This is a genomic window from Rhizobium sp. 01T417 (assembly GCF_056398905.1).
Genome location: NZ_JBFTQH010000004.1, coordinates 49,148 through 66,207, shown reverse-complemented (window position 1 = coordinate 66,207; position 17,060 = coordinate 49,148). Strand labels below are relative to the sequence as shown.

Here is a 17,060-nt window from a genome sequence, read left to right as displayed (position 1 = left end):
CCTGGGTGAGGTTGGTGGACGTCTCACCCTAATTTACAAACTGCCTGCAAGTTGATCGCCGACCACATAAACCGCTGCATTATCCTACACCTCGCGTAGCCCCTTGTAGGACGCGTGTCTCAGCTTGCCGTCATGCGTCCAGGCGCGATACTCCATTTAGGCAATTAGCGTCGGCTGGACCCATAGGAGGTTCTTTCGAAGCCCGTCTTATTTCACCGGCGGCGTCTTGCGCTTTATGCGATCGAGTGCCTTACGGCGTGATCAAATTGGCATGGTTCGCGATCGTCCTTCATCCGCAGACTGCCGCGCATAGAATGTGCGAAGACCTGGGCGGTGTCGACGGCAAGTGCCCCTGAGAGGAAAAGGGCGACATGCAACGCAAATCGCCTCGCCGAGTCTAACGCGGCGTGTCGACCGCCGCCCCGATTGCGATCAGGCCCTTGGCAAGGGCTTCCGGGGAACACTGGCTGCTAGGCCAGTCGAAGAACTGGATGCTTGCAAGTCGCGAGGTTCTGCTTGAGGCAAGCAGAGGAACGCGTCACTGTCAGGCGAGATTGGGAGGAGATACGGGCACTCGTCTGGATTCGGAAAAAAATTGAGCAACCGCTTCATGGGCGAGGCAGTTGCCACCCGGCCCTGCCCGTGGTCTCGGGCATTCGTTGGGGCGGAAGTGGCAAGTTCCTTTGTCCTCTGGATGACCGAGCCGTGTCGTCATCGGTTCCGCGCTCCCCGTTTCGTTCCACCAGGCAGTGTGGGGCCGGGCTGCGTCCGAGCTTTGCAGCGCGACTGCGACCGAACGGCACAGGCGTATAAACATATATTGCCAATATATCTTATGATGGTTACGTGACCTGTGTCGACGGAACAAATTTTGGAGACCATGATGACGCAAACATTGACCGAGGCCACGAAGGCAATTGTCCGCGCAACAGCGCCTGCCCTCGCAAGTCACGGGACCGAAATCACGGCGGCCATGTATAAGCGGCTGTTTGAGAATGCCGAGGTCCGCAACCTGTTCAACCAGTCGAACCAGGGAGAAGGCGGGCGCCAGACGAAGGCGTTGGCGCAGGCGATCCTCGCTTACGCCCAGAACATTGACAACCTGGCCGTACTCACCTCCGCTGTTGAACGGATCGCCCAAAAACACGTCGGCCTGCACATCCGGCCCGAGCATTATCCCCATGTAGCGACGGCCCTCCTGAATGCGATCAAGGATGTCCTCGGCGAGGCGGCGACGGTTGAAATCCTCAATGGATGGGGCGAGGCCTTCTGGTTTCTGGCCAATATTCTGATCGAACGTGAAGGACAGATTTATAATAGTCTTCAAGCGTCCGAAGGCGGCTGGAATGGATGGAGGCAGTTTGCCGTCGTGTCAAAGCGCCGGGAGAGCGACATCATCACATCGTTCGTGCTGCGACCGGTTGATGGCGGGGCGGTGATCAGTCATCGGCCTGGTCAGTATCTGACATTTCGGTTCGATATTCCGGGTCTTCCTCCCCAGCATCGAAACTACAGCATTTCTTCGGCGCCCAATGCCGAGAGCTACCGCATCTCGGTCAAGCGAGAGACGCATGGGCTGGTATCAAGGTTCCTTCATGATCAGGTTGAGGAAGGCGCGGTCATCGAGGTTGCCCCTCCTACGGGAGATTTCCATTTGCCGACTGGGCAGGAAAGGCCCGTCGTGTTGCTGAGCGGCGGTGTCGGTCTGACGCCGATGGTGAGCATGCTGGAGACCATTGCAAGCGATGGACGCGACGTTCCCGTTCATTACGTACATGGTGCCGAGAACGGTCGTGTCCATGCGATGGGATCGCACGTCCGCGATATTGCCAAGGACCGGGAGCATCTCAAGACGACAATTTTCTACGGAAGCCCGCATGCGCAGGATCAGAGGGGCGTTCACTTCGACCACGATGGCCTCATCACGGTTGAATGGCTGGCAAGGAACACGCCGATCGCAGAGGCCGACTTCTATCTCTGCGGCCCGCGGCCCTTTCTCGCCGTCTTTGTGAACGGGCTCGCAAAGGCCGGTGTCCCGCAGGATCGTATTCACTACGAGTTCTTCGGTCCGGCCGACGAACTCGCTGCTGCGTAGGTTTTCGGAAATGCAAGGCGACCGGCGACGGCCGCCTTGCTATTTGATATACGTTACCGATATCTTTTATGCGATTGCGCCGATTTTTCCGGGAGGATGGTGATGCGTTTGACCGTTTACTCCGACTACGCGTTGCGGCTCATGATGTATCTTGCGCTCAAGGGAGAGCGGCTGTCGACGATTGCGGAAATCGCCGACGCTTATGATATTTCAAAGGCGCATCTGATGAAGATCACCCACGAACTCGGGCAAAAGGGCCTGATCGACACTGTACGAGGTCGTCACGGCGGCATGCGGCTCGCACGTGCCGTCGAACAGATCGGCGTCGGTGAGATCGTGCGGGCCTGCGAACCCGACTTTGCGATCGTGCCGTGCATGGAAAATGGTACGGAGATAGTCTGTGTCGTGCAGCCTGCGTGCGTATTGAAGAGGGCGCTCGCTTCGGCGGCTGCGGCATTTCTCGATGTGCTCGATGGCTACACGCTTGCCGACCTGACGCGACCAGCCGTGCCATTGCGTCGTCTGCTTGCACTGCCGGAGCCGGGCACCCACGCATGGCATCCGGCATAAAGGAGACGGTAGCGGAGCCGATGGCTTAGGTCGGGCGGCCGTGAATGGGTTCGGCGCGATGCCAGTTCTCCAGAATGCGGCCATCGGTATGTGTCTGCTTGGCCCAGCGGATGCCGTTTGAGATGACCTTGTGGACGGTCCTGTCGTGGTAGATCGGGTAAGTCTCGTGTCCAGGGCTGAAGAAGAAGATGCGACCGCGACCGCGCTGAAAGGTACAGCCGCTGCGAAAGACTTCGCCACCTGAATACCAGGAGATGAAGACAAGCTCGTCGGGCTGCGGAATGTCGAAGGGTTCGCCATACATCTCCGAGGCATTGACCTCGAAATAGGGAGGCAGTCCTTCGGCGATCGGGTGCGCGGGATTGACCACCCAGACCCGCTCGAGATCACCTTGCGGCGTTTCGCGCCAGGAGAGATTGGCGTTGGTGCCCATCAACCGGCGGAACAGCTTGGAATGATGGCCGGAATGCAGGACGAGGAGGCCCATTCCCTTGAGCACCCGCTGCTGCACACGGTCGATCAGGCCATCACTCACTTCCTCATGTGCCATATGTCCCCACCATAGCAGGACGTCGGTGTCATTGAGCAGGGACTCCGGTAGACCTTCATGCGGATCGTCGAGTGTGCCGCGGCGGATCTCGAAATCTGGATTGGCGATGCCGGCCGCGATCGCGCCGTCGATGCGATCGGGGTAGAGCTCCTGGACCTCCTTATGCAGTTGTTCGTGGCGGCCTTCGTTCCAAATAGTGACCTTGATTGTCATGGTATCCTCGATGTTAGGAAGCTTGAGCCGGACGGATGACCCGGCCGGCGGAATCGAACAGGTGGCAGGCGGAAGGATCGGCCGCGAGCGATACGCGGTCGCCTGGTCTGAGCGCGATGTCACCTTCAGCGCGGACAACGATTGCGTGTTCCGGTGTGCCGACAGTCATGTAGGTTTCGACGCCGAGACGTTCGACAATCATGACTTCTGCCGAAAGATCGCTCTGCTTGCCTCCTGCGATCTTCAGGTGCTCCGGCCGGATGCCGAGCGTTACCGGACCCGGCGGGACAACCCCGCTGGGGTCGGGCAGATCGAGCGATAGACCGAGCGGGCCCTGGGCATGCAGGATGCCGGCGACCGGCCTCGTGATTGACATCGGAATGGTGTTCATCTTCGGAGAGCCGATGAAGGTGGCGACGAACTCGTTGTCCGGCAGATGGTAAAGCGCCATCGGCGCCCCCTGCTGGGCAACCACACCCTTGTTGAGGACGACGATGCGGTCGGCCATGGTCATGGCCTCAACCTGATCATGGGTCACATAGACGACCGTTGCCTTAAGTTCGCGATGCAGGCGCTGCAGTTCGGCTCGCATCTGGACACGCAACGCGGAATCAAGATTGGACAAGGGTTCGTCGAAAAGGATCAGCGACGGCTTCTTGATGATGGCGCGGCCGATCGCGACGCGCTGCCGCTGACCGCCGGACAGGGCGGCCGGACGACGCTCGAGATAGTCTGTCAGCTGCAGGATCTCGGCGACAGCTTCGACCTGCCGGCGGATTTCCGCTGCCGGTACCTTCTTCAGGCTGAGCGAAAAGCCGATATTCTCGGCAACAGTCATATGCGGATAGAGCGCGTAGGACTGGAAGACCATGGCAATGCCGCGTTTGTCGGGTGCAACATCGTTGATGCGCTTGCCATTGAGAATGAGATCGCCGTCGTCGATTCCCTCAAGTCCGGCGATCATTCGCAGCAAGGTGGATTTGCCGCAGCCCGATGGGCCCACGAATACCGCGAATTCGCCGTCTTCGACGGTGATATCGACACCCTTGATGACCTCCAAGGCACCGTAGAATTTGCGAACGTTCCTGAGATTGATCATCGTTGAGCTCTTTCTGGGGTCAGCCTTTGACGCCGCCGGCAAATGTCTGCACGAGGAAGCGGCGCGCAAAGCCGAAGGCGATCACGGCGGGCAGGAGATAGATGAAGGCGAGCGCGGCCAGCAGGCCGTAGTCGATCTCATTGATGCGGAGGAATGCGCGGAACAGTCCAAGCGGAAGTGTCTGCAATTCCGGTGAAGAGAGGAGGATCAGCGGCAGCAGGAAATCGCCCCAGGCCGACATGAAAGCAAAGAGCCCTGCGGCAGCAAGCCCCGGCAGTGCCAGCGGGATGAGCACGCGGCGGATGCGCTGCACGAGGGTTGCTCCGTCCATCAGTGCCGCCTCCTCATAGTCGCGCGGAAGGCTGTCGAAGAAGGTCTTCATGATCCACAGCGCCAGTGGCAACTGCATCGTCGCAAGAACAAGGATCAGGCCGAGATAGCCGTCGATGAAACCGGTCCAGCGCATGATTGGGCGGGCGTATTCTCCGAAGATCGGTCGCAGGATCGCACCTTGGGCATTGTTCAAGGTCAGCAGGAACTTGTAGAGCGGAACGACAAGCGCCGTCGGTGGCAGGACGCGGATCAATAGGATGGCGTAAAGAAAGGGCAGCTTCCACCACGCCCTGGTGCGCGAGAGAGCATAGCCACCGAGACCGGCCAAGACCATAACCAGCACGGTTGCGCCGCCAACCACGAAAAGCGAGTTGAACAGCCATTTTGCGCCGTCTTCCTTAGTGAAGACACGCAGGTAGTTGGCGAAGGTCCATTGCTCGGGCCAGCGAAGGAACAGTTGGGCGTTGCCATCGAAGGATGCGAGAAGCACCCAGAAGAAGGGAACGGCGCAGAAGATCGAGATCAGCGACAGCGTTGCATAGGCAAGCAGATCCGACCGGGTCTTGTTGGCATTCTCGCTCGGGGAAATCACAGCCATGTCAAACCTCAACCTTCATGGCTCTGACATAGCCGATGCCAAGCACCAACGAGATCAGCAGTGCGACGACGGCCACCGCCGCGCCATAGCCGAGCTGGAACGCAGTGAAGGACTGGTTGTAGATATAGATGCTGATCAGCTCCGTCGCTCCGCCCGGACCGCCACGCGTCAGCGCATAGACGAGACCGAAGACCGCGATGGTCGAAACGGCCGAAATCAGCATATAGAGCAGGATTGTCGGCATCATCAGAGGCAGCGTGATGCGGCGAAACATCTGCGAAGGGGTTGCGCCATCCATCCTGGCAGCTTCGTAGATCTCGTCAGGGATGGTGCTGAGACCAGCGGTCAATAGGATCATCGCCGTGGCAATCCCGCGCCAGGTGTTGACGACGATGATCATCGAAAGCGGAAAAACCTGCAGCCAGTCGGCCGGTGTCACACCGAAGAAGCTGACGATCCGGCTGAGCGTTGCCTGCTCTCCTCCAGCCAGCATGGAGATCCACATGAAGCCGGCAACCACCTCGGGCGCTGCATTCGGCAGAAGGATGATCGAGGAGAAGAGCCGCCGAAAATGGATGCGGCGACGAAGCGCCATCGCCGAAACCAGACCGAGCACGAACTGGCCGATCACCGCCGAGCCGACGACAAACAAGAAGGTGACAATGAGGGCGTTCCAGAATTTCGCGTCGTTGAACAGCCTCGTATAATTGCGAATGCCGACAAAGCGCGGCCGCAGCGCGGCGGCACCCGTCAAGGCTTCATTGGTGAAGCTCAGGTAGACGGAGTAAAGCGCGGGATAGATCACGAAGGCCAGAAGCAGCGCAAGTGACGGCAACAGGATCAGAAGAAGCTGCCGTTCGGCGCGCTTTTCGTGGGCGTTTCTGGCCATGGAAAGCTCGATAGCTCGTTCGAAAGGAAGTTTGGAGACGCGGGCAGGCCCGCGTCTCCGTCATATCGTTCGGTAAGTTCCTGCTTACTTTACCGCATCGTCTCCCAGCGTTTCCTTGACGTAGTCGACAAGGATCTTCTGGGCACCGGCAGCGTCGGTTTCCTTGCGCAGCAGCGCTTCGGTGGCGCGCGCGACACCTTCGGCAACCGTGCCGAAGCCGGAAGCCTGTTTGAGGAAAGTGCCATTTTCCGCTGCGGCGTGGATCGCAACAAGCTCGGTCAGCTTCTGGAAGTCGGCATTCTTGGCCGCATCCTTGCTGGACGGGATGTTGCCGATGCGGGCGGCATAGGAAACCTGCGTCTCGACCGAACCGATATCCATCAGCGCCTTCTTCGCAAGTTCTACATTGGCCGACTTGGCGTTGACGGCCCATGGAGCTGCGAGGTTGGCAAGAACATACTGGCCGCTCGTTTGTCCCGGGACCGTCCAGGTTCCGACAACCTTTGTGACCTCGGGAATCGGGTTCTTGCTTTCGCGACCCCAGTCGAAGATGTAGCACCAGGAACCACAGGTCGTTGCAGCAAGTTTGCCGGCCGGGAACATCTGGTACTTCGGCACGACCCAGGGCTCCGGTCCAAGCAGCGGCTGCGTCGGCATCAGGTCATTGTCGATCAATTGCTTGTAGACGTTAAAGACATCCTTGACGCCCTCGCCGTTCAGGTCGAGCTTGCCCTCGGCATCGACGAGCTGCGGCGTCTTTGAGCCGACGATGAGGTGCTGGAAACCCTCGTCGAACGCACCACTTCCCCAGGACACGCCAGCCGGAAAGAGCAGGCCGTATGCGCCAGTCTTCTTCTTGATTTCAGCTGCGCGATCGAGAAGGTCCTTCCAGCTCTTCGGCTGTTCCGTCGAAATGCCGGCTTTGTCAAGAACATCCTTGCGATAGTAGATTTCCTGGATGCCAAGCATGAATGGCATCACGTAGGTTTCGCCATCCGGGCTGACTGCCAGCTTCTTGGCGACGTCGTAGAAATTAGCATAGCCGTCCCAAGCCTTGATTTCCTTGGTCACCGGCGCCAGGTAGCCTGCCGCGACCATATCGGCAACGGCGGCCGTTGACGGGATGGAGAAGAGATCCGGCGCGTTGCCGGCGCCAAGTTCGGTCAGCAGCTTCGTCAGATAGTCCTTGTCAGGGGCCGGGTATTCGATGACCTCGACGGTGACGCCATACTTCTTCTCGATCTGCTCGACCGTCGACTTCATGGCGTCGATGCCAGCCTGACCGTGATTGGCAATTCGGATTGTTTCGGCATGTGCCAGCGTCGAAACGGCGCTGAGCAGAATGGCGCACAGGCCACCAAAGACCGTCTTCTTCAACGGAAGTCCTCCCTTTTGGTACGCGGCGCCCTCCAGCACCACTGCGAAAATGTACACGCAATCCAATCGCTGGCAAGACGGTTTTTGCGTGGTTTCGGACAGGGAAGCTAATGTATTGAATCAACACGATTTAATAGGCCTTGTTTCAATGTTTGGTTTGTGTAACCGTATACACACTGAACTTGGGAGGGTCTTCATGTCACGGAAATTGCGGCTTGGCGTCATCGGCGCAGGCCTGAAAGCGGCCGAGTACGCGGCGAGCTGGGCTCGCATGCCCGAGATCGAATTTGTTGCGCTTGCCGATACGGTCCCTTCCTCCCGCCAGCGTCTGATTGACGTTTGCATGGCTGCTGGGGCATCGGCGCCGAAGTGCTTCGAGGACTATCGCGAGATGCTGGCTTCCTGCCGGGACGAGCTGGACATCATCTACGTTTCCACGCCGCATGCATTTCACGGCGAGCAGGCAACGGCTGTCGCGCGAGCAGGGCTCGACCTCTTCCTTGAAAAGCCGATGGTGACGACGGTTGCAGAAGCTGAGCGACTGATTGCGGCCCAGAAGAAAAGCGGAGTAACGATCGTAACAGCGTTTCAGGGGGGGCTTTCGCCCCTGGTGATCGATACCCGCAAACGGGCGATTGCCGGCGAATTCGGCGATCTTATCGCGATATCGGGAATGATCTGGGAAAGCTGGTCCGACAACTATCRGGGCCATTGGAAGCAGCAGCCGAAGATCTCGGGCGGCGGCTTCATGTTCGACACTGGCGCGCACATGATGAACACCGTTTGCCTCCTCGCCAATTCCGATTTCGAGAGCGTCTCGGCCTACATGAACAATCGTGGCAAGGAGGTCGACATCGCGACAGCGGTTTCGGCGCGCCTCAAGAACGGTGCGCTGGCCACTCTGACGGCGGCCGGAGAAGGTCCTCCTGGCTGCGCCTCCCACATCACCTTCTTCTATTCGAAGGCGATTGTTCGCATCGACGCCTGGGGCGGATGGCGCGAGATCACCCACGGGCGAACCAGTGGGCCGCGCGAGGAAGCGGAAATTCTTGGCAATCCGATGAAAAACTTCCTCGCCATTCGCGAAGGGACGATGGAAAATACTGGCTCCGTCGAGATGGGCCTGCGATTCGCGAGGCTCTGGGATGCAATCAAGGAATCGGCCGCGGCAGACGGGACACCTGTCAGGATAGCCGCGCCATAGGCGTGTGGAATGTCTCAATGAACAAGCGGCGGATCACCTCGAGGGAACTGGCGAAGCTCGCCGGGGTATCCTCCGCCACGATCTCGCGCGCTTTTTCTCCCGATTCCAGGATCGGAAACGCGACCCGTGACCGCATCCTGGCGGTCGCTCGCGAGTATGGCTACCAGCCGAATGCAATCGCCCGCTCGCTCAACAATCAGCGTTCACGGCTGGTGGCACTGGTGGTCAACGCGATCGGAAATCCGTGTGAAGCCGAGGAGCAGCAGCTTCTCGTTCATCGTCTGCAGGACCGCCAGCTTCTACCGATCATCCTGTGCTGTGCCGACCACGACGACAGGCTGCAACTCATGCGGCTCGCCTCCACCTATCAGGTGGATCACGTCGTCGTCTTCTCCGACATGGTGTCGATGCAGGACGCAGTTGACATCTTCCACACCACGAAGCCGATCATGGTTTCCTTCGAACCGCTCGAGAACGAAAAAGTCTCAAGCGTCCGGATCGACGGATCGGTGGCCGCCGACGAGATCATCGACAAGATCGTGGCCGACGGCAAGAAGCGGTTCGCCTATCTCTCGGGTACGAAATCGAGCTGGATCGACAAGCTCCGCCGCAAATGGTTTGTTGATGCGCTTACCAAGCGCGGGCTGACCCTTCACGCGGAAGCCTTCGGCGACTACAGCTACGATTCCGGTTTCAAGGAAGCGGTGCTGCTTCTTCACCGCTCCAAGGTGGACGCAATCATCTGCGGCAATGACGTTATGGCGATTGGTGCTCGCGATGCCGCCCGCCGTGTGCTTGGCAAGAGCACACCGGATGATATCGCCATCGTCGGTCAGGACGGCATCGCCATGGCGGCGTGGGACTGCAATGACTTGACGACGCTAAGTCTCGACCATGTCGCCTTCATCGATGCGGTTGTAGACCTTATCGAGCGCCACGATGCCGAACTCGAGGGCCCCCACAGCATCACCCTCACCTGCACCGCTCGCTGGGGTTCGACGGCGTGAAGCGCCCTTCGCGCGGGTGGCCGAAAGACGAGATTGAAGCCTACCGGGCCTGACGGGATCTCGCGATCACAAGGTCTTCTGCCTCTTCATGGCTCATACTGAGCACTGTCTTGCCGGTTTCGAAGCTGAAGCCATTGCGCCCAAACGCCGCCATTTCCCTGGCGCTGCGCTCCCGATCCGCGTCGCCACGACGAAATGGCCCGAAGGCGCGCTTGCGCGCAAAGACCACTGCTGCCAGCAATTCATCGGCCTCATCAAGCGCGGCCGTGATGATTTCTCGATCGACGCCCTTTTGTGAAAGGGTCTGAGCGATACGCCGCTTCGACCTGCCGCTGCGAACGGCGGAGCGTGTGCTGACCTCCGCATAGGTGGTGTCGTTCAAGCCGCCGTTCTCATGGGCGAACGCAACGGCTGAATCCGCAACCGCCCTGAGCTGCATCTGGGTGATGTTCTCGAATTTCTGTTTCGCCTTCCTGATGATGGCATCGAACAGCTGTCTTTCGGTCATCATTCGCCGCTCAAGCCGATAGATGGTCGAGTTTCGGGCCCAGCTCAGCATCCGCGCACTCGGAACGTCGGGGCGTGCTTCATCGTCGCTCACGATTCAGTCGCGCCCCTGTTACTTACCTGCGAGAGAAGCCAGGTCGTGAACGCAACGCCGAGGGCGTGTTCGCGTTTACCGTCTGGCATGACGACATAATAGCTGTTTTCCGTCGACATCGGCCGGTCAAAGACGATCTGCAGCCTTCCAGCGCTCAACTCTTGCTCGATCAGATAGAGCGGTAGAAGCGCAAACCCCATCGCCATCGTTGCCGCCTCGATGATCATCGAAAACTGGTCGAAGCGATTGCCGCGATAAGAAGGATCTGCGTCGACGTTGCAGAGTTCGAACCATTGGCGCCAGAGCCGCGGGCGTGTGGCCAGATGCAGCAGGGGTCCGCGCATGAGGTCGGCCGGGGTTCTGACTGGATCCGCTTGTAAAAGGGTCGGGCTGGCAACGGGAACGATCTTCTCGTCGCAAAGGAAGGTGCAGGTCGCCCGCGCCCAGATCGGCTGGCCGTAGTGAATGGCGAGATCGAAGCTTTCCTGATCGAAATCGAAAGGTTCCGAGCGCGATGCTATGTCGACGAGCGAGCCGGGATGGGCAGAAAGGAAGTCTGGCAGTCGAGGCGTCAGCCAACGACTTCCGAACGTCGGCAAGGTCGCAATCGAAAGCGTTGCAGTCGCATCGGCGCCCGATGCTGCACGGATCATCATCTCTTCTGTCTGATGGAGGAGCCGCCTTGCCTCAGGAAGGAGCCGTTTGCCGGCTTCCGACAGGATCGCCCGCTGGCGGACACGTTCGAACAGAAGGACCCCCAACTGGGTTTCCAGGTCCTTGATCTGGCGGCTGATGGCGCTCTGCGTCAGATGAAGTTCAAGAGCGGCGCGCGTGAAATTGCCGTGGCGGGCGGCAGATTCAAAAGACTGCAGCGTTGTCAGGTCGGGTGTCAGCTTCCGAGGCAAAGTCATTCCGAAACCGCATCATCTAAGCTTCATTTATCGTTATTCATCTACTCTACGCGCGATATGATCGCAATCCAGAATGAACTCTTCCAACTGGCGCGTGAGATAAAATATGTTGACCAGAAGTTTCGTCTCCTCCTGCAGCATCCGTTCTGCATTCTCGGCGGCAATGTCGGCCATGTATCGCACAGAGGTGCCCGCTTACGGCACCCTGATGGACATTGTTGCAAAAGTGAATGCGGCCACGCTTGCAGCCGATCCAGTCCTTAGGCGCAGGTTGGAAGAAACGGATTCCCTTGAGCGTGTTTCCGAAGAGCGCCACGGCGCCATCCGTCTCGGAACTGCCGACGAACTTGCGATGATGAGACGCGTCTTTGCCGTCATGGGCATGTTCCCGGTCGGCTATTACGATCTCAGCGAGGCAGGCGTACCAGTCCATTCCACCGCTTTCCGCCCGGTCGGCGATGGAGCGCTGAAGCGTAACCCTTTCCGTGTTTTCACCTCGCTGCTGCGCCTCGACCTGATTGCCGACGAAGAACTGCGCGCCGAAGCCGAGACGGTCCTGCAGAAGCGTCATATCTTTACCGCTGGCGCCATCGAACTGACTGAAAGGGCCGAGCGCGAGGGCGGTCTAGGCGAGGACGATGCCAAGCGCTTCGTCGCAGAAGTGCTGGAGACTTTCCGCTGGCATCATCAGGCGAACGTTGATCTCGCCATGTACAGGCGCTTGCATGATGCGCACCGGCTTATAGCCGACGTTGTCTCCTTCAAGGGACCGCACATCAATCACCTGACACCCCGCACGCTTGATATCGACGAAGTGCAGCGGCTGATGCCGGAATATGGCATTGCGCCGAAGGCAGTTGTCGAAGGTCCGCCGAGCCGTCGTTGCGCGATTCTGCTGCGGCAGACGTCGTTCAAGGCCCTCGAGGAAGCCGTCTCTTTCAAGGATGCGGGCGGGAACTGGCAGCAGGGCACGCATACCGCGCGTTTTGGGGAGATTGAGAGCCGCGGCATCGCCCTGACACCGAAGGGCCGCGCCTTCTACGACAAGCTCCTGGCGGATTCGCGCAAGGTCGTGCGCCCCGCGGCCGATGGCTCGAACGCTGCGGCTTACGAAAAAGCACTCGCCGAGGCTTTCGCGCCTTTCCCGGACAGCTGGGCCGAAATTCGCGACCAGGGTCTTGGCTACTTCAGCTACTCACTCACGCCGAAAGGCCGGAGCGCGATTGCCTCGGCTGATGCCAGTGTCGATCAACTTGTGGCGGAAGGCCTCATCTGCTTCGACCCGATTGTCTACGAAGACTTCCTGCCCGTCAGTGCTGCGGGTATCTTCCAGTCCAATCTCGGGGACGAGGCTGCGCAGGAGTTTACTGCAAGCCCCAATCAGCAGCGCTTCGAGCGGGACCTCGGCGCCTCGGTTCTCAACGAATTCGATCACTATGCTGATATCGAGGCGCAATCAATCGCCGAATGCCGGGCCCTTCTGACCGCGGCGCAGGCGGCCGAGTAGGCCAACAGACCGAACCAGCAACCATTCAAAACGTCAAAGAGTGCACAAATGACCATCGCAGCAAGAACAGTGAATGTGGCACAAGAAGCCGTCGGGCTCCTCGACAAGATCGGCGTCGACAAGGCGCTCTACACAGGCGGCGACCTGGCCTCCTACAGCCCGGTCACGGGCGAGCAGCTCGCGGCTTTGAAGCCAGACAGCCAGGACGCGGCGGGCGCGAAGATCGACAAGGCTGCGCGCGCATTCCAGACCTGGCGCCTTGTCCCGGCGCCGAAGCGCGGTGAGCTTGTCCGCCTCCTGGGCGAAGAGTTGCGTGCCGTCAAGACGGAGCTTGGTCGACTGGTATCGATCGAAGCCGGCAAGATTCCGTCCGAAGGCCTGGGGGAAGTACAGGAGATGATCGACATCTGCGATTTCGCGGTCGGTCTTTCCCGCCAGCTCTATGGTCTGACCATCGCAACCGAACGGCCGGGGCATCGAATGATGGAAACCTGGCATCCCCTCGGTGTTGTCGGTGTCATCTCTGCCTTCAACTTTCCTGTCGCAGTCTGGGCCTGGAACGCTGCTCTGGCGCTGGTCTGCGGCAACGCGGTCGTCTGGAAGCCTTCCGAAAAGACGCCGCTGACCGCACTTGCATCGCAGGCCATCCTGCAGCGCGCCATTGCCCGCTTCGGTGATGCGCCAGAGGGCCTGAGCGAAGTGCTGATCGGCGACCGTGCGATCGGCGAGGTCCTGGTCGACCATCCGAAGGTGCCGGTGGTTTCGGCGACGGGTTCCACGCGTATGGGACGGGATGTCGGTCCTCGACTTGCTCGCCGCTTTGCCCGTTCGATCCTGGAACTCGGCGGCAACAATGCCGGCATTGTCTGCCCGTCTGCCGATCTCGACATGGCGCTGCGCGCAATTGCCTTCGGGGCAATGGGCACGGCCGGCCAGCGCTGCACGACACTTCGCCGCCTGTTCGTCCACGAGAGTGTTTATGATCAGCTCGTACCGCGCCTGAAAAAGGCCTATGCCAATGTCTCTGTCGGCAATCCGCTTGAAAGCACGGCTCTGGTCGGTCCCCTGATCGACAAGCTTGCCTTCGACAATATGCAAAAGGCGATCGGCGAGGCGAAAGCCCATGGTGGCACGGTCAACGGCGGTGAGCGCGTCGCGATGCCCCACGACAAGGCCTATTACGTCAAGCCGGCGCTCGTGGAAATGCCGTCGCAGGTCGGGCCGGTGCTGGAAGAGACCTTCGCGCCGATCCTCTACGTGATGAAATACTCCGACTTCGACAGCGTTATCGAAGACCACAATGCCGTCGGCGCGGGGCTTTCCTCGTCGATCTTCACGCTGGACCTGCGTGAAGCGGAGCGCTTCCTGTCAGCCGATGGATCCGATTGCGGTATTGCAAACGTCAACATCGGAACATCAGGCGCTGAAATCGGTGGCGCATTCGGTGGCGAGAAGGAGACCGGTGGTGGCCGCGAGTCCGGTTCGGATGCGTGGAAGGCCTACATGCGCCGTGCAACCAACACGATCAACTATTCGAAGGCTCTGCCGCTGGCGCAGGGCGTTTCCTTCGAGATCGAATAGGTGTTGCCATGACGATCGATGTGAAGATTGAAGAGGCGGGCTTTCGTCCCGCCTCGCGGATATCTGCCATAGGCGTCTCGGAGATCCTGCAGATCGGGGCGCGCGCCGCTGCCATGAAACGGGACGGCAAGCCGGTCATCATCCTTGGAGCCGGTGAGCCTGATTTTGAAACGCCAGACCATGTCAAGCAGGCTGCATGGGACGCAATGCAGCGCGGCGACACGAAATACACGGCGCTCGACGGCACGCCGGCGTTGAAGGAAGCAATCCGCGCCAAGTTTCAGCGCGAGAACGAAGTTTCCTTCGAAGTTGGCGAGATAACCGTTGCCACCGGCGCCAAGCAGATCCTCTTCAACGCGATGATGGCAACCGTCGATCCCGGCGACGAGATTATCATTCCCACGCCCTACTGGACGTCCTATTCCGATATCGTTCAGATCTGCGAAGGCAAGCCGGTGCTTGTCCCATGCGATGCGCAAAGCGGCTTCCGGCTGACCGCCGAAAAACTCGAAGCGGCGATCACGCCGCGGACGCGTTGGCTGCTGCTGAATTCGCCGTCCAATCCGTCCGGTGCTGCCTATAGCGCCGAGGACTATCGCCCATTGCTGGATGTACTGCTCAGGCATCCGCATGTCTGGTTGATGGTCGACGATATGTATGAGCACATCGTCTATGACGATTTTCGGTTCGTCACGCCGTTGCAGCTGGAGCCGCGCCTGCGTGAGCGCACGCTGACGATCAACGGTGTCTCCAAGGCCTATGCCATGACCGGGTGGCGTATCGGCTATGCAGGTGGCCCGAAGGCGCTTATCAAGGCTATGGCCGTGGTGCAGAGCCAGGCGACGTCCTGCCCATCTTCGATCAGCCAGGCTGCCGCCGTTGCCGCACTCAACGGGCCGCAGGATTTTCTTGCCGAGCGAACGCAGAGCTTCAAGCGGCGCCGCGATCTCGTCGTTTCCGGTCTGAACGCAATTGATGGTCTCGAATGCCGCGTTCCCGAGGGCGCCTTTTATACCTTCTCCGGATGTGGCGACATTCTCGGCCGGACTGCCCCAGGCGGCCGCAAGATCACGTCGGACAGCGAGTTCTGCGCCTATCTGCTCGAGGAGGCGAATGTCGCTGTCGTTCCGGGCTCGGCCTTCGGCCTGTCGCCGTACTTCAGGATCTCCTACGCTTCAGCGGAAGCGGACCTGAAGGAAGCCCTGGAGCGAATCGCAGCGGCTTGCAGGCGGCTCGGCTGATTGTCTGAGCGAGAGAGGGTCGCCATTTTCCCGCCACAGGACAAAGTGAATTGAGTTTGGCTTTCGTTGCCAGGCAGACAACGCAAAAGCGCCCGGATCACTTCCGGGCGCTTTTTCCTGTCCACTTTGATCGGACGATCAGCCGGCGATCTTTTCGCCGTACGCCTTCTGCGCATAGTGGTGGCCGAAGCGGCTGTCGAGGAATGCGTCGAGACCAATATCTTCCTGGCGGATGAAACCCTTGCCAGGCAACTCACCCTTGGCCAGCATATCGAGCACGGCGCAGATGCTGCAGGCGGTGGTGATCTGGATCGCACTCATCATGCGGCCGGCGACAACAGCGCTGTAGACCTTGTTGGCATAGGTTTCCTGCACGAGACGGCCGTTCTTCCAACCGGACACAGTGACGAAGACGATGACGACGTCCTGCATCGTCGACGGCAAGGCGTGCTCGAGGATGTCCTTGAGAACTTCGCGGCGATGACGCAGTCCGAGGTCGCTCAGCAGTGCCTTCATGATCGCGGCGTGGCCGGGATAGCGGATCGTACGATAGTTCAGCGTGCGAACCTTGCCCTTCAGCGTCTCACACAGCGTGCCGAGACCGCCGGAGGTATTGAAGGCCTCATAGGTCACGCCGTCGAGGGAGAACTCTTCCCGCTCTTCCAGAGCCGGCACTTCGATGAGCTGGCCGTCGACGATCGCCTCGCAGGGCTCGATGTACTCGTTGATGACGCCGTCGGTGCTCCAGGTCAGGTTGTAGTTCAAGGCATTCGAGGGATACTGCGGCAAGGCGCCGACGCGCATGCGAACACTGTCGAGCTTGTCGAAGCGGCTCGCAAGATCGTTGGCGACGATCGAGATGAAGCCCGGCGCCAGGCCGCATTGCGGTATGAACGCGGTGGATGCACCGGCAGCAATGGCCTTGACGCGGCGGGTGGATTCGACGTCTTCGGTCAGATCGAGGTAGTGCACGCCGGCTTCGGCCGCAGCCTCGGCGATGGCAATCGTCAGATGGAACGGGGCGGCGCTCAGCACGGCAAACTTGCCGGAAAGGAGTTTGACCAAGGCTGCGTGGTCGGCAATGTCCACTTCCGCCAGGCTGAGCGCGGCGTTGGCCTCCATGTGATCCAGCTGTTGCTTGCTGCGGTCGGCAAGCGTGACGTGGTAGTCGCCGGAATGGATGAGAAGACGGGCGATCGTAGAGCCGATCTTGCCAGCGCCGATGACGACAATGTTTTTCATATGCGTTCCCTCATATTGGTTCGAGAAATCTTTATGCCCCCT

General features: G+C 59.7%; 15 protein-coding genes and 1 pseudogene. 7 read left to right on the top strand and 9 right to left on the bottom strand.

The window, feature by feature from the left end; translation table 11 throughout:
• Nucleotides 1-84: 84 nt before the first annotated feature.
• A pseudogene (locus AC1DPR_RS05825) lies at nt 85-180 on the bottom strand (ATP dependent DNA ligase); the annotation flags it as partial.
• Between the two features lie 700 nt (nt 181-880).
• Between AC1DPR_RS05825 and hmpA the strand changes: the two are divergent.
• Nucleotides 881-2,095 carry an NO-inducible flavohemoprotein gene (hmpA, locus tag AC1DPR_RS05820; protein ID WP_477815862.1) on the top strand — a complete coding sequence of 405 codons (1,215 nt, stop codon included), beginning with the start codon at nt 881-883 and terminating at the stop codon, nt 2,093-2,095.
• A 102-nt stretch (nt 2,096-2,197) separates the two neighbouring features.
• Entirely contained in the window at nt 2,198-2,665 is a 468-nt protein-coding gene (locus tag AC1DPR_RS05815; RefSeq protein ID WP_477815861.1) for an RrF2 family transcriptional regulator, read from the top strand.
• Between the two features lie 25 nt (nt 2,666-2,690).
• Here the strand turns inward: AC1DPR_RS05815 and AC1DPR_RS05810 are convergent, their stop codons facing one another.
• From AC1DPR_RS05810 to AC1DPR_RS05790, 5 genes are all read right to left on the bottom strand, one after another.
• Nucleotides 2,691-3,428 carry a ThuA domain-containing protein gene (locus AC1DPR_RS05810; RefSeq protein WP_477815860.1) on the bottom strand — a complete coding sequence of 246 codons (738 nt, stop codon included), beginning with the start codon at nt 3,426-3,428 and terminating at the stop codon, nt 2,691-2,693.
• A gap of 13 nt (nt 3,429-3,441) precedes the next feature.
• The gene (locus AC1DPR_RS05805; protein WP_477815859.1) at nt 3,442-4,527 is read right to left on the bottom strand and encodes an ABC transporter ATP-binding protein; all 1,086 of its coding nucleotides are present in this window, start codon (nt 4,525-4,527) and stop codon (nt 3,442-3,444) included.
• A gap of 19 nt (nt 4,528-4,546) precedes the next feature.
• On the bottom strand, nt 4,547-5,458 hold the full coding sequence (locus AC1DPR_RS05800) for a carbohydrate ABC transporter permease (protein WP_477815858.1): 912 nt from the start codon (nt 5,456-5,458) through the stop codon (nt 4,547-4,549).
• Between the two features lies 1 nt (nt 5,459).
• Nucleotides 5,460-6,347, bottom strand: coding sequence for a carbohydrate ABC transporter permease (locus tag AC1DPR_RS05795; protein ID WP_477815857.1), 888 nt, complete (start codon nt 6,345-6,347; stop codon nt 5,460-5,462).
• 84 nt (nt 6,348-6,431) lie between these two features.
• On the bottom strand, nt 6,432-7,724 hold the full coding sequence (locus tag AC1DPR_RS05790) for an ABC transporter substrate-binding protein (protein WP_477815856.1): 1,293 nt from the start codon (nt 7,722-7,724) through the stop codon (nt 6,432-6,434).
• A gap of 196 nt (nt 7,725-7,920) precedes the next feature.
• Here AC1DPR_RS05790 and AC1DPR_RS05785 point away from each other — a divergent pair, with 196 nt between their 5' ends.
• Together AC1DPR_RS05785 and AC1DPR_RS05780 are read left to right on the top strand one after the other, a co-directional pair.
• Nucleotides 7,921-8,928 carry a Gfo/Idh/MocA family protein gene (locus tag AC1DPR_RS05785; protein ID WP_477815855.1) on the top strand — a complete coding sequence of 336 codons (1,008 nt, stop codon included), beginning with the start codon at nt 7,921-7,923 and terminating at the stop codon, nt 8,926-8,928.
• Between the two features lie 17 nt (nt 8,929-8,945).
• Nucleotides 8,946-9,935, top strand: a complete 990-nt coding sequence (locus tag AC1DPR_RS05780) for a LacI family DNA-binding transcriptional regulator (protein ID WP_062369461.1) — start codon at nt 8,946-8,948, stop codon at nt 9,933-9,935.
• 40 nt (nt 9,936-9,975) lie between these two features.
• On the opposite strand, the gene recX is transcribed toward AC1DPR_RS05780, so the two are convergent.
• Nucleotides 9,976-10,536, bottom strand: coding sequence for a recombination regulator RecX (gene recX / locus AC1DPR_RS05775; protein WP_477815854.1), 561 nt, complete (start codon nt 10,534-10,536; stop codon nt 9,976-9,978).
• The gene (locus tag AC1DPR_RS05770) at nt 10,533-11,447 is read right to left on the bottom strand and encodes a LysR family transcriptional regulator (RefSeq protein ID WP_062369463.1); all 915 of its coding nucleotides are present in this window, start codon (nt 11,445-11,447) and stop codon (nt 10,533-10,535) included. Before AC1DPR_RS05770 ends, recX begins: the two co-directional genes overlap by 4 nt.
• Nucleotides 11,448-11,553: 106 nt before the next feature.
• Between AC1DPR_RS05770 and hglS the strand changes: the two genes are divergently transcribed.
• Genes hglS through AC1DPR_RS05755 form a run of 3 tightly spaced genes read left to right on the top strand, consistent with a single transcriptional unit; the run spans nt 11,554 to nt 15,776 of the window.
• A complete protein-coding gene (hglS, locus tag AC1DPR_RS05765) occupies nt 11,554-12,954 on the top strand; it encodes a 2-oxoadipate dioxygenase/decarboxylase HglS (RefSeq protein ID WP_477815853.1) in 1,401 nt (466 codons plus the stop codon).
• Between the two features lie 48 nt (nt 12,955-13,002).
• Nucleotides 13,003-14,535 carry an L-piperidine-6-carboxylate dehydrogenase gene (gene amaB, locus AC1DPR_RS05760; RefSeq protein ID WP_477815852.1) on the top strand — a complete coding sequence of 511 codons (1,533 nt, stop codon included), beginning with the start codon at nt 13,003-13,005 and terminating at the stop codon, nt 14,533-14,535.
• 8 nt (nt 14,536-14,543) lie between these two features.
• A complete protein-coding gene (locus AC1DPR_RS05755) occupies nt 14,544-15,776 on the top strand; it encodes a pyridoxal phosphate-dependent aminotransferase (RefSeq protein ID WP_477815851.1) in 1,233 nt (410 codons plus the stop codon).
• A gap of 138 nt (nt 15,777-15,914) precedes the next feature.
• Here the strand turns inward: AC1DPR_RS05755 and AC1DPR_RS05750 are convergent, their stop codons facing one another.
• Nucleotides 15,915-17,018 (bottom strand): saccharopine dehydrogenase family protein, encoded by a 1,104-nt coding sequence (locus AC1DPR_RS05750; RefSeq protein WP_062369467.1) that lies wholly within the window; start codon nt 17,016-17,018, stop codon nt 15,915-15,917.
• Nucleotides 17,019-17,060 lie beyond the last annotated feature (42 nt).